7 protein-coding genes are annotated in these 13,358 nt (G+C 64.3%); 6 read left to right on the forward strand and 1 reads right to left on the reverse strand.

The features are described from left to right. The 6 genes from ACZ899_RS03795 (at window position 1) to ACZ899_RS03820 (ending at window position 12,069) form a co-directional block, all read left to right on the forward strand. Window positions 1–4,443 (forward strand): NEL-type E3 ubiquitin ligase domain-containing protein, encoded by a 4,443-nt coding sequence (locus ACZ899_RS03795; protein WP_234562836.1) that lies wholly within the window; start codon window positions 1–3, stop codon window positions 4,441–4,443. A 94-nt stretch (window positions 4,444–4,537) separates the two neighbouring features. Next, window positions 4,538–9,007: an NEL-type E3 ubiquitin ligase domain-containing protein gene (locus ACZ899_RS03800; RefSeq protein ID WP_234562835.1), complete on the forward strand. Its 4,470-nt coding sequence runs from the start codon at window positions 4,538–4,540 to the stop codon at window positions 9,005–9,007. 205 nt (window positions 9,008–9,212) lie between these two features. Continuing rightward, window positions 9,213–9,773 (forward strand): DUF4174 domain-containing protein, encoded by a 561-nt coding sequence (locus tag ACZ899_RS03805; protein WP_203652377.1) that lies wholly within the window; start codon window positions 9,213–9,215, stop codon window positions 9,771–9,773. A gap of 167 nt (window positions 9,774–9,940) precedes the next feature. Further along, entirely contained in the window at window positions 9,941–10,432 is a 492-nt protein-coding gene (locus ACZ899_RS03810; RefSeq protein WP_110733818.1) for an HvfA family oxazolone/thioamide-modified RiPP metallophore, read from the forward strand. A 94-nt stretch (window positions 10,433–10,526) separates the two neighbouring features. Beyond that, a complete protein-coding gene (locus ACZ899_RS03815) occupies window positions 10,527–11,360 on the forward strand; it encodes an HvfB family MNIO-type RiPP peptide maturase (protein ID WP_234563114.1) in 834 nt (277 codons plus the stop codon). Continuing rightward, window positions 11,353–12,069, forward strand: coding sequence for an HvfC family RiPP maturation protein (locus ACZ899_RS03820; RefSeq protein WP_234563113.1), 717 nt, complete (start codon window positions 11,353–11,355; stop codon window positions 12,067–12,069). Before ACZ899_RS03815 ends, ACZ899_RS03820 begins: the two co-directional genes overlap by 8 nt. Window positions 12,070–12,110: 41 nt before the next feature. Here ACZ899_RS03820 and ACZ899_RS03825 read toward each other — a convergent pair whose 3' ends face one another. Beyond that, a complete protein-coding gene (locus tag ACZ899_RS03825; RefSeq protein ID WP_028691662.1) occupies window positions 12,111–13,355 on the reverse strand; it encodes a saccharopine dehydrogenase family protein in 1,245 nt (414 codons plus the stop codon). Between the last annotated feature and the right edge of the window lie 3 nt (window positions 13,356–13,358).

Below are 13,358 nucleotides of genomic sequence, written 5' to 3' on the forward strand. Positions count from 1 at the left end.
ATGCAGAGCAGTAACCAGCAGCCATCGGTTGCAGTCGATAGCCTGGCCGTGGCCCAGGCCTACCAGGACCAAATGATCGCCAAACGGCTGCCAGCCTGGGTCACGCGGTTGAGCGAGTCCGAGTTCACGCTGCTCGGTGATGCCCTGCGCAGGCTCCTGGACTGCGAGCAAAAGCTTTCGGCCGCGTTTGCCCGGATCAGGCATATCGATGTCTTCACCAAGCCATTGCTGCAACAGGCGCTCCAAGCTCACGGCAATCTTGACCCCGCGGCTATGTACTTTCGGCGCTGGTATGTCTATGAGGCAAACACGGTCAGCTACCTGGCAGGTCGTGTGCTCGTTCCGGACAGCGACTACTACGATATGCCGGTGCTGGAGTCCGCGCTCTACAACTTCACTGAATCCGAGTGTTGGCAACAGCCTCGGCGCAATGCCGTGGTCGATGGCAAAGGCGTTCGTCAGCCGGGGCTGTCCGCGTTGACCCTGGCCAGACTGTGTCGAGCGCTAGACATGGGGCAGCAGTATCAGGATCACCTGGACTCGGTTCTGCTTGCAGGCACCGACGCATACAGTGTCAAGACACTGCTGGCGCAGTTCCTGCGCAGCAGCATGCTTGCCGACGCCTTGCAGGCCAAGGCGCAGGGAGGGCTGAGCGAGGCCGAGCTGCAATTGGTGATCGGGCTGTGCCGGGATGACAAGCTTGGCAGTCTGGAGGGTGCGCCGGTCCATGCCCGGCAACTGAAGATCTTCGGTTGCCCGGTGCAGCGTGTCGTTGTGCTGGATGTCATCGATGAGGGGTGGGTCTTCAATACCAGCAAGCGAGTGCTGGTGTACGTGCCGGGCGACCCACTGGGCGCCTGGAGCGTCAGTGACGATCTTGAGGAGTATGCGCGTCGCGTGCTGGGGCAGCGACTGCGCAAGGATGACTACCGTCGATTCTTCAGCCGTTTCGTGCGCCGTCGTGACAGCCACCGGGTCTTTACGGCGGTCAGCGAGCGCTTGGGTGACCTGGCGGACTGGGCGACCCGCGATCTCGATGAGCAGACCACAGGCTACCGGCTGCCGCTGTTCGAGCATCTGGCGCAGGCCTGGATCGCACAGATCAAGGACGATGCCGCAATGATCGCCCCGCCCGTGGCGCAACTGGACCGTCAGGTGCAGGCCGAACACGACAGGCGCCTGCGCTCCGAAGGCTGGATGTTGCTGACCGTGGCCGGATTGTTCGTGCCATTGCTTGGCGCGGCGCTGGCGGCGCTGATGGTCTACGAGTTGCTGCGCGAGTCCTTTCAAGCCATCGACGACTGGCGCAACGACGAGCGTGATGCCGCCCTCGAGCACTGGCTGAACGTTGGCAAGGGCGTGGTGACGCTGGCTGCGACTGCCGCAACCGTCACCGTGGTTCGCCGCGGCTGGAGCAAAGTGGACCGCTTGGTCTCGGCGCGGCTGGACGATGGCAGTGAAAAACTGTGGAACGGTGATCTGCAGCCCTACCGCGGCGAAGGGCCGCCGAGTGACGCGGTCATCGACGAACAGGGTATCCACCGGCATCGAGCGAGCCGCTGGATCGAGATGCAGGGGCACTGGTATCGGGTCGGCCAGGACCGTGCTGGCGAGCCTTGGCGATTATTGCCTTATCGCGGACACCGCCCGCAGCTGCGTCACAATGATGCCGGGGCGTGGCGGCTCTGGCACGAGCAACCGGCCGAGTGGAGCGGTGCGCACATGATGTTTCGCCGGCTGGGCAGGCCGTTCAGTTCGCTCGATGAACAGCAGATCGACCAGGTCATGGCCATTCACGATTTGCAGGAAGATCACCTGCGGGCCTTGCATGTCTATGGCCGGCGCCCGGATGCGGCAGCGACCGATACGGCCAGCCGCATCCTGCTGGCCAGCCGCATCGGGGAACTGGCTCAGCAGTTGCGCAGTGGCGCGGCCGTCACCGACGCCACGTTGCTTCGGCGCGCACGCGGTCTGCCTGGGGCAAAGGGGCAGGACGGTCAGTCCCTGGCCGATGTGGTATGGCGTCAGCGCCGTGTCCTGCTGCAGCAATGGTATGACTCGGATTTTCCCGATACCGAAGCCAGTTCGATCCTGCGCGGCAGTTTCGCCAGTCTGCACCGTCTGGCGGCAGATGAAGTCTGGCGTACGGCCAGTGCCGATGACCAGGCTGCATTGCTGGATACGCGGCGGGTGCCGTTGTCCATGGCCCAGTCGGCCAGGCGCCAGGTCATGGGCATCCGTATGGCGCGCGTGTATGAGGCGCTGCTATTCGATACGCCGCAGACACTGGACCTCGGACGGGTCGCCCTGAATCTGCTCGGGCGCTTGCCGGGGGCTGCGACCAGGCCCGGCTGGCGGCTTTACGATGGCGATGCCGACCAGCCGTTGCTGAGCATCGCGGGGCGTGGAACACCTTTTGATCTGATCCACCGCAATGGCGTGTTCAGCTGTCGTGTGGCAGGCGCTGAGCCCTTGGCGACCGAGGGCGAGCTGTTCGACATCCTGGGCAAAGCCTACGGTGATGAGCAGTGGGCCTCGCTGGGTCTTGACGAACCCCATGCGGCCGCATTGCGCGCACGACTGGCGGCGGATGCCGGCAGCCTGCGGCCCCTGATCGCGACCTGGCTGGGCGCGGATCAGCCAAACGGTGCGTTTCTGGCCCCGTTGCCGCTTGGTGACGGCAGGGTAGGCTATCCGTTGAGCGGTGGCAGATTCTGGGCGACCATGGGTCAGCGCCCGCCGCGGGCCCTTCAGGCACGGCTGCGAGACCTCTATCCGGCGTTCAGCGACGAGCAGATCGGGCGATGGCTTCAAGGAGAGGACGCACAGGCGCGCCTGGACGCGTTGGAGCAACAATACAACGTACTGAACAACCACCTGAACCTGTGGGTTCGAGGTGCATTTCCCACATTCGAACTGTTGGCCCGGCGTGCCTTTCGCAAGGGTCTGATCGACTGCTGGCGCTGGTTGGTACCGGAACTGGAAGGCGGCCTGGCGGAGTCGCAACGCTACATGTTGTTCCAGGTCCGCAGTCGGCTGCAGCGCTTGCCGAGCATCCCGTCGTCCGTCAGCTTCCCCCATATCTCGATTCTCGGGCTGCATGACATGCGCCTGGAGTCGATTCCGGATGACTTTCTGCGGGCATTTCCCAATTTGCGCAGCCTGGAGATCACCCACTGTCGGCTCAGGCGCCTGCCCCTGCCGGAAACCCTCACTGGGCAGCTGGAGGTGCTCGACCTGTCGGGCAACCAGATCGCCCTGGATGAGGGGCAAGCCCTGGTCCTGGCCAGCTGCCAGTCGCTGGTGTATCTCAACCTCTCGTTCAATCCACTGGGCAGGAGTTTTTCGGTCTTCGGCATGCCCAGGCTCAATGCCTTGCACCTTCAAGCCAGCCAGCTGGACACCTTTCCCTACGGCGTCATGGACAGCCCGGAGCTGCACACACTGGACCTCAGGGACAACGCGCTTTACGACTTGCCTGAGGATTTTCACCAGTCGAATCTGTGGCGGGTGGGCAGGGTGAACCTGCGTGGCAACCTGTTCGCCGCAGCGCCGGAGTCTTTGAGTCGATGGCATTGGCTGGAAGCCAGTCGCGTGCCTTACCGCCTGCGTTGGCTGGATGTCGTGCCGGTCGAAAGGCGTGACGAGATGTCTGCCCTGTGGACGCAACTGGAAACGGAGCAGGGTTCTGCCGACTTTTTCAATACGCTGGCCGCGCTGACTTCATCGGGTAACTTCAAGTCGGCGCCATTGGCCAGGAACTTCGCGGTGCGCCTGTTGGACATGTTCGAATTCATGAGCCGAGACCCTGTGCTCAAGCGGGAGTTGTTCGACAACGCAGCCGTGACTGATTGCCAGGACAACGCAACGATTCGCTTCACAGACCTCGAACTGCGTGTACGGGTGTGGCGGGCGCGACACAGCGAACTGGCACGTCAGCCGGAACAGGCGCTGCTGCACTTGGGTGGGCAGCTCTGGCGGATGAACGTGCTGGATCAGTTCGCGGCTGAGCATGCGCTCAGGGCGGGCGCGAGCAGCGAGTCGATCGAGTTCGCGCTGGCCTATCGCATTGCGTTGCGCAGCAAGCTCGACCTGCCGATCCAGCAGGATGACATGCTCTATTTTGGCATTCCCAACCTCACTCCCTGGAACCTGCACAATGCCACGCATGCGGTCATCGCCGAGCAATCGGCGAACAACCTGGCCCAGTACCTGGCCAGGCAACCATTCTGGCAGGACTACTTGCGGGCCAACTACGCCCGCAGGCTCAGGGTGCCATCAGGTATGCATGAAGAGCTGCAACGGCTCATGGATCTGGGCGACAGGGAACAGGAGATCGCGCGTCTGCACATCGACAACCAGCAACGGGAGCATGAGGTGATGCTGCAGTTGACCCGCGAAGCCATGGGCCGGGCCAGGACAATATCGCTGGGCGCTTCATGAGCAAACTGGAATGCATGAAGGTGGTAATTAGCTAGCGCCAGGCAAGCCGATGCGTTGGATAGGCTCCTATACCTTTGCGAGCCGGAGCAACGACATGGACAGCGCAGTCAAAAGGTCAGCAGGAAGCATTGATACGCTGGCCATGGAGCAGGCCTACCAGGACCAACTGATCGCCCGGCGCCTGCCGCCGTGGCTGAGTGGCCTGAACCCGGCACAGTTCGCCGTGCTGGGCGAGGCGCTCAAGACCAGCCTGCGCTGTCGTCAGGGATTGAGCATGGCGCTGACGCGGATCCAGGCTATCGACCAGTTTGCCAGGCCGCTGTTGCAGCAAGCGCTGGGCGACCGCCATGGTGTCGTCCAGCCCGTCGATGACTTGTCTTTTCGCCGACAGTATTTCCACGTTGCCAACGAACCTGGCCTGATTGCCGGCCGCTATCCACTTCAGGGTTCGAGTGACTACGAGATCCCTTTGCTCGAAGCGGCCCTGTGCAACTTCACGGCGCAAGAAGCTGGCGCCAACGGACAGCCGCGGCACAGTGCGGTGGTCGACGAAGCGGGGCAGGTCCTGTCTGGCGTGGACGCCAAGGGCTTTGCCAGCTTGTGTCGGACGCTCGACCTGGGCGCACAGTATCAACGCCATCTCGACGAAGTGCTGGGGTCGGATGTCGCCGGGCAGAACGTCAAGGTGCTGCTCAGGCAATCACAGCAGGCCAACCTGCTGATCGATGCCTGCAAGGCCAGGGTCGAAGGCGTGCTGAATGATGCCGAACTGGCCTTGATCATTGGCCTCTATCACGATGGGAAACCGGGCACGCTTGCCGGTGCCCCGGTGATCGCCAAACAGATGAAAGCATTCGGTTGCGAGCTGCAGCAGATCGTCGTGCTGGATGTGATCGACAAGGGCTGGTTGCGCGATACCAGCAAGCGCGTGCTGGTGTACATCCCAGACGACCCCCACGGCCCCTGGAGTGCCCGTGACGACCTGGAGGACTTTGCCCGGCGAGTGCTGGGCAAGCGCCTGCGCAAGGTCGAATACCGGCGCTTCTTCGCACGCTTTGTGCGCAGGCGTGACTGCCAGGTGTTCTTCTCAAGTGTCCAGCAGCGTGTGGGTAATCTGGCCGACTGGGCAACCCGGGACCTCGACGAGCATATGCACGCCTACTCTGGCGCATTGTTCGAGCATCTGGCCAGCGCCCGTATCGCCCAGATCAAGGACGACGCCGCGATGATCGCGCCACCCGTGGCCCGGCTTGATCGGGCGTTGCAGGCCGAGCACGACAAGCGCCTGGCGGCCGAAGGCTGGACCTTGCTTGGCCTGGCCGGTTTGTTCATACCCCAGGTCGGTATCGCGTTGCTGGCGGTGATGGCCTGGGATCTGTTGAAGGAGACCTTCCAGGCCGTCGAGGACTGGCGCGAAGGCGACACCAATGCCGCCCTGGATCACCTGTTGACGGTAGGCAAGAGTACCGCGCTGGTTGGGGCGACGGTGGCCGGGGTGGTGGTGCTGCGTCGAGCCTGGAGCCTGGTGGACGAACTGCTGCCGGCACGGCTGGAGGATGGCAGCGAGAAACTGTGGAGCGGCGACCTCACGCCCTTTCGCAGTGACGCGCCGCCTGCCGCCGCGCAAGTGGACGAGCAGGGCGTCTATCAGTTGGGCAACCAGCGCTGGATCCGCATGGAGGGGCACTACTACCCGGTGCGCCTGCGGGCGAGTGACGAGCAATGGCAGTTGTGCCCGCACCAGGGCCACGGGCCATTGCTGCGCCATAACGACGCTGGCGCCTGGCGGCTGTGGAGCGAGTCGCCGAGCGAGTGGGATAACCGACACAGGATGTTTCGCCGGTTGGGCGGTGCGTTCGAGCGCCTGGACGATGCGCAGGTAGACCAGGCCATGGCGATCCATGGGATGGATGCCGGACAACTGCGAGGTTTGCACGTGTATGGCAGGGCAGCGCAGGCGGAGTTGACCGATACGGTGGCGCGCATGGAGCTGGCCGAGCGGATCCGGGAGGTGACAACTCAACTGCGTGCAGGCGCCCAGGTGGTTGACCTGGCGGTGCTGGAAAAGGCCAAAGGCCTGCCGGGAGCCGGGGAGATGAGCGACCAGGCGTTGGCCGGGCAACTGTGGCACGACCGCCGGATCGTGGTTCGACAGCTGTACGATGAGCAGAATGTCGATACCGAGTCCACCCAGCTTTTGCGACGGGACTTCGCCAGCCTGCATCGGCCGGCCGCGCAGACCTTGCTGCGCGAGGCCAGCGACAGCGACCGGCAACGGCTGCTCGATGAGCGCCGGGTACCAGTGGCAATGGCCCTGGCGGCCAGCACCCGGGTTCGGCGCATTCGCCTGGCCAGGGTGCTGGAGGCGTTGACCTTCGATACCCCGCAGAACCTCGATCTGGCCAGGGTGGTCCTGGCGCTGCTCGAAAAGATGCCTGGCGCGGCCACCGCACCGGCCTGGCGGCTTTACGATGGCGCCGCCAGCGAGCCATTGCTCAGCACCTCGGGCACGGGGCGAGAGCTGCAACTGGTGCATCGCACCGGTGTCTTCCAGCTTGCCGACCACGACGGCGCGGCCATCGGCCAGCCGGGTGAGCTGTTCGCGGTGCTGGCACAGGGTTACGACGCCGGTCAGCGGGCGGCGATGGGTATTGGTGAGCCGTTCGCCGAGTCCCTGCAGGCGGCGCTGGCCCGGCAGGCGTTGCAGCAACGTCAGTCCGTCGCGAGCGTACTGGGCCTGGATCGCGCACCGGTTTCGTTCATGGCCCCGCAACGGCTCGAGGACGGTCGCCTCGGTTATCCACTCAGCGGCTGGCGCCGCTGGTTGGGCATCAGCAACAACCGGCCGCGCGCATTGACGGCCAGACTGCGCGATCTGTATCCGGCGTACAGCGATACCCAGCTCCAGCAATGGCTCGAACAATTGCAGCAGAGTGGCCGGGATGCCGATACCACGCTGGGTGAACTGGAACAGCAGCATGCCCTGCTGCAGGAGACACTGACCACCTGGAAGCGCAAAGCGTTCGCTACGAGCGAATGGGAGGCGCGACGCGACCTGGGGCGCGGGTTGATGGACTGCTGGCGGTTCCTGGTTCCCGAGCAGGCCAATGGTGCGCTGCCGACCGGAGGCTACCTGCTGACCCAGACCCGCAGCCGCCTGCGGCAACTGCCGAGCCTACCTGCCCAGGTCAGTTTTCCCCATGTGTCGAGCCTGGCGCTGAGGGCCATGCGGCTGCGTGAGGTCCCGGACGCGTTCCTGCGGGCCTTCCCCAACTTGCGCACACTGGAGATTACCCACTGCAAGCTGCAGCAGTTGCCGTCAGCGCTCAACGAGCAGCTTGAAGTGCTCGACCTGTCCGGCAACCGCATCACCCTGGATGCCGAGCAAGAACGGATCCTGGCCAACTGCAGGGCGCTGATCTACCTGAACCTGTCGCACAACCCGCTGCGCAGTTCGTTTTCCGTCCGTGGCATGCCGCGCCTGAATGCCTTGTTGCTCAGCCGCACCGAGGCGACCGCCTTGCCCGACGGCGCACTGCAGGCCCCACGCTTGCATACTCTGGACCTCAGCGACAACGGTATCGAGGCGCTGCCCGAGGGCTTTCACCAGTCACATCTGTGGCGCGAGGGCAGGGTAAGGCTGTTCGGCAATCTACTGGCCGTGAGTGTGGACGCGATGGACACGTGGAACCCTGTTACGCAAACCCGGGTGCCCTATCAGTTGCGCTGGCTCGACCTGGTAGACGGGGACGTGCGAGATGACATGGCGGCGGTCTGGGTTCAGCTGGAGAGCGAGGTGAATTCCGCGGAATTCTTCAACCTGCTGGCCGAACTTACCGACTCCGCTGACTTTCACAGCGAGTTTGGCGCCCGCTACCTGGGCGCCCGGCTGTTGCGCATGCTGCAAGCGATGCAGGAGAGCCCGGCGTTGCGCGAGGAACTGTTCGCCAATTCGGCGGTGACCCGCTGCGAAGACAGCGCGACGTTCCGCTTCAGCGACCTGGAGGTACGCCTGAAGGTCTGGCAGGCCGAACAGGGCACACTGCCGGGCCAGCGCGAACCGGCCCTGCTGCATCTTGGCGGCCAGCTCTGGCGCCTGCAGCGACTCGACGAACTGGCCTGGACCCACGCCGAACTCATGCCCACCGCGGGCGTGGAGTCACTGGAGGTGGCGCTGGCCTATCGGATCGACCTGCGCGACGAGCTGGACCTGCCGGTCGAGCTCAGCAACATGCTCTACCGCGGCGTGGCCAACCTCAAACCGGCAGACCTCGCCTGGGCGCGCAACTGGATCCGGGCGGCGCAGACCGAGAATGCGATCAGCGAGTGGATGGTGGGCCTGCGTTTCTGGCGGCAATACCTGGAAACGACCTTTGCCGAACGCCTGCGGGTTCCCCAGGCCGACCACGACACCCTGGACGACCTGCTGGCCCTGGATGCCCCGGAGGAGGCAATTGACCGCCTGCATGCACGGTTCCTGCGGCGCGAGCACGACACCCTGGTGGCGCTGACCCGCGAGGCGCTGGCCAGGAACGCGCTTAGCTGGCAGGTGCCGCTGCATTGACGGGCCTCACGGGCGCGGGCATTGAACTATGCTCAGCTCAGCCGTAGACGGTTTCCGGGAGGCAACGGCCAGTCAGGATGGATCCGGTAATGGCAAGTTACCTTTAGCCCAAGCACCGGTCTATCCGGGTGGTTTAGGCTCCCGCGTCGGATCTTTCTCCCTGATCCGCAGTCTTTGGTTTTATCGAGAGAATAAGGAGATGCCCATGCTCGTCCGGTTACTGACCCTCGCCACCTTGCTCGCCGTAGCAGGCCCCTTGTATGCCGCCGACAGCGACGCGCCCCTGGCCAAGGAACTGGGCAAGGCCAGGCCACTGGTGGTCATTGCCCCGAGTTCGGCCGACCCGACCCTGCGCGGCCTGGAAGAGGCGCTGAAAGATCCCGCCACCCAGGCCGGATTCAAGGAGCGTGGCCTGGTGTTGTACAGCGTGGCCCAGATGATGGGTAAGCGTGAGGACAAGAACCTCGAGCAGCAGACCACCATGGCCCTGATCCGCGAGCTCAAGCTGGGCGCGAGCAAGGGCACCAAGGTGATCCTGGTGGGCAGGGACGGCGAGCGCCATATGCTCAAGGACGACGACAGCGGCGCGAAGCTCGACCCGCAGGTGATCTTCAAGGCGGTCGACGAACTGCCGGCCAGCGAGAAGGCAGTCATCGCTCCCGAGCCCGTCGCCGCCGCGCCCGCCGAGCCCAAGGCAAAGGACAGCAAGGCCAAGCCTGCGAAGCCCGCCAAACCTGCCGCACCACCCAAGCCGCTGGAGGACTGACACCTCTGCCACGGCCCTCTGCGTGATCAGGGGGCCGTTCGTGTATCTCTGTGTATCTGTGCCTCGCCGCGACCCACTGGCATACAAAACATCGCCTGCCTCGATACATCCGCGACACACCGCTGCGGCTCAATGGCTCCACTTTCCAACCACAGTGGAGCGACACCATGAAAACGACCCGTCAAACCCTCGGCCTGCTCGGCGCCACCCTGCTCGGCGGCATGGTCCTGGGCAACAGTGCCTTTGCCGTAGAACCCCTGGCCCAGGGCTACCAGCTGGCCGCCGCCAAGACCCCGGGCGAAGGCAAGTGCGGCGAGGGCAAGTGCGGTGCCGGCGGCAAGGCCACGCAGAGCGAAGGCAAATGCGGTGAAGGCAAGTGTGGCGCCAGCGCCAAGGCCGGAGCCGAGGGCAAGTGCGGTGAGGGCAAGTGTGGCGACGCCTCGTTCGCCCGCACCGACAGCAACCACGACGGCAAGGTCTCCCGCGAAGAGTTCCTGGCCGTGGCCAAGGACCGCGCGGCTGACTTTGACAAGATCGACCGCAATCACGACGGCTTCATCTCCGAGCAGGAGGCCCACGATCACCTGGCGGCGATCTACAAGGCCAACGGCAAGGCCATGCCTGATGGGCTGTTCAGCCACCTGACCGGCAAGTCCTGAAGTCTGTCGCGGGGCCAGCCCGCTCCCACGCATGACATTGTGGGAGCGGGCTGGCCCCGCGATGCCGTTCAACGCCCCACGGAGCCCTCCGATCATGCCCCAACCCCAATTGCACACCGGCCTCGGCCTGCGCCGTGGCCTGCTGTCCGACCTGCTGACGATGGAGGCGGAAGCGGTGGACTTTCTCGAGTGCGCCCCGGAAAACTGGATCGGCGTCGGCGGCGCCTTCGGCCAGGGCCTGGCGCGCCTGGCGGAACGCTTTCCCATCGCCTGCCATGGCCTGTCGTTGTCACTGGGCGGTACCGCGCCGCTGGACCGCAGGTTCCTCGAGCGCACCCGACAGTTCCTCGACCGCCACCAGGTGCGGATGTACAGCGAGCACCTGAGCTATTGCAGCGACGACGGCCATCTCTACGACCTGATGCCGATTCCCTTCACCGAAGAGGCCGTCCACCATGTGTCCGCACGCATCCGCCAGGTCCAGGACGTACTTGGCCGGCGCATCGCCGTGGAGAACATCAGCTATTACGCCGCGCCGTACCAGGCGATGCCCGAACTGGACTTCGTCCGCGCCGTGCTTGACGAGGCCGACTGCGACCTGCTGCTGGATGTGAACAATGTCTTCGTCAATGCCTGCAACCACCGCTACGACGCACGGGCCTTCCTCGCCGGCCTGCCTCGCGAGCGGGTAGTGAGCATGCATGTGGCCGGTCATTACGACGAGGCACCGGACCTGAAAGTCGATACCCACGGCGCGCCGGTCAAGGAGGATGTCTGGGCGTTGTTCGCCGACGCCTGCCGACGCTTCGGGACGCAGCCCACCGTGCTCGAGCGCGACTTCAATTACCCGCCGCTGGCCGAACTGCTGGCTGAAACGGCGCGGATCCGCAGCCTGCAACGTGCCCACGGAGCGCCAGGCCATGACTGAGACCCTGCGCACCCAGCAGTTCACCCTGGCGCGCCACCTGCGCGACCCGGCCGCCAACCCGCCGCCGCCCGGCATCGAGGCACGGCGCCTGAAGGTCTATCGCGAGCTGTTCTACGGCGCCATCGAAGGACTGCTGGCCGGTAGCTTCCCGGTGCTGTGCCGGACCCTGGGCGATCAGCGCTGGCATGCGCGGGTGCGTGATTTCTACGCCCATTACCGCAGCCAGACACCACTGTTCACCGAAGTCGCCGAGGCATTCCTCGACTACCTGCAGGGTATCGAGCCCGATACGCCCTGGCAGCTGGAACTGGCGCACCATGAATGGATCGAGGCGCAGCTGTACCTGAGCGATGCCGAGGATCCGCCGCACGATCCGGGCGGCGACTTGCTCGAAGGCGAGCCGCTGCTGTCGTGTGTGGCGCGGGTACTGGCCTACCGTTGGCCGGTGGAACGCATCGGCCCGGACCACCAGCCGAGCGAAGCGCCGGAGCAGCCTACCCTGTTGCTGGTCTACCGCGACGCCGACCTGCAGGTACGTTTCGCCCGCCTGGCGCCGCTGGCCTGGCAGCTGCTGATGGGCCTGCCCGGCACCGGCCGCGAGCGTTTGCGCGCGCTGGGCGATCAGCATCTGCAGCAGGGGTTGCACCTGCTGTATCAATTGCGCGAGCAGGGCATCATTGTCGGGACCGTGCAGCGCGCGGTGCCGTAAAAACAGAAGGGGCGCCATCTGGCGCCCCTTCGTCGTGCAGCTTAGGCTTCAGCGTCCCACGGACGATCGCCTTTTTCATCCTTGACGCGGGTCGGCAGGCCCATCACGTCCAGCGCCTTGAGGAACGGCTCGGCCGGCAGCTCCTCGACGTTGACCATGCGCCCGGCGTCCCACTCGCCACGGGCGACCAGCAGCGCGGCGGCCACCGGCGGCACGCCGGCGGTGTAGGAGATGCCCTGGCTGTCAGTCTCGGCGTAGGCTTCTTCGTGATCAGCCACGTTGTAGATGAACACTTCGCGCGGCTGGCCATCCTTGGTGCCCTTGACCAGGTCACCGATACAGGTCTTGCCGGTGTAGCCCGGGGCCAGCGAGGCCGGATCCGGCAGCACGGCCTTGACCACTTTCAGCGGCACCACTTCCAGGCCTTCGGCGGTCTTGACCGGTTGCTCGCTGAGCAGGCCGAGGTTCTTCAGCACGGTGAACACGTTGATGTAGTGCTCGCCGAAGCTCATCCAGAAACGTACGTTTGGCACGTTGAGGTTCTTCGAGATCGAGTGCACCTCGTCGTGGCCGGTCAGGTACAGGTTCTGCGAACCCACCACCGGCAGGTCGTCGGTACGCTTGACTTCGAACATGGTGTTGCTGGTCCACTGGCTGTTCTGCCAGCTCCACACCTGCCCGGTGAACTCGCGGAAGTTGATTTCCGGGTCGAAGTTGGTGGCGAAGTACTTGCCGTGGGAACCGGCATTGACGTCGAGGATGTCGATCGAATCAATGCGGTCGAAATACTGCTGCTGCGCGAGTTTCGCGTAGCTGTTCACCACACCCGGGTCGAAGCCGACACCAAGAATGGCGGTAATGTTCTTCTGCTGGCATTCCTCGAGGTGTTTCCACTCGTAGTTGCCATACCAGGGCGGGGTTTCGCAGATCTTGCCCGGTTCTTCGTGAATCGCGGTGTCAAGATAAGCGACACCGGTATCGATGCAGGCGCGCAGCACCGACATGTTGAGGAAGGCGGAACCAACGTTGATCACGATCTGCGATTCGGTCTCGCGGATCAGTGCCTTGGTCGCCTCGACATCGAGGGCGTTGAGCGAGAAGGCCTGGATGTCGGCGGGTACCTTGAGGCTACCCTTGGCCTTGACGCTGTCGATGATGGCCTGGCATTTGGAGATGTTCCGTGACGCAATCGCAATACGACCCAGTTCGTCGTTATGCTGTGCGCACTTGTGGGCCACCACCTTGGCGACACCTCCTGCACCAATGATAAGAACGTTCTTCTTCAATTC

The sequence above is a fragment of the Pseudomonas sp. TE31087 genome (assembly GCF_057284075.1).

Excerpts from the sequence above, each read along its gene's own strand:
- ACZ899_RS03795 (WP_234562836.1), top strand. The coding sequence starts at position 1 with ATGCAGAGCAGTAACCAGCAGCCATCGGTTGCAGTCGATAGCCTGGCC.
- ACZ899_RS03800 (WP_234562835.1), top strand. The coding sequence starts at position 4,538 with ATGGACAGCGCAGTCAAAAGGTCAGCAGGAAGCATTGATACGCTGGCC.
- ACZ899_RS03805 (WP_203652377.1), top strand. The coding sequence starts at position 9,213 with ATGCTCGTCCGGTTACTGACCCTCGCCACCTTGCTCGCCGTAGCAGGC.
- ACZ899_RS03810 (WP_110733818.1), top strand. The coding sequence starts at position 9,941 with ATGAAAACGACCCGTCAAACCCTCGGCCTGCTCGGCGCCACCCTGCTC.
- ACZ899_RS03815 (WP_234563114.1), top strand. The coding sequence starts at position 10,527 with ATGCCCCAACCCCAATTGCACACCGGCCTCGGCCTGCGCCGTGGCCTG.
- ACZ899_RS03820 (WP_234563113.1), top strand. The coding sequence starts at position 11,353 with ATGACTGAGACCCTGCGCACCCAGCAGTTCACCCTGGCGCGCCACCTG.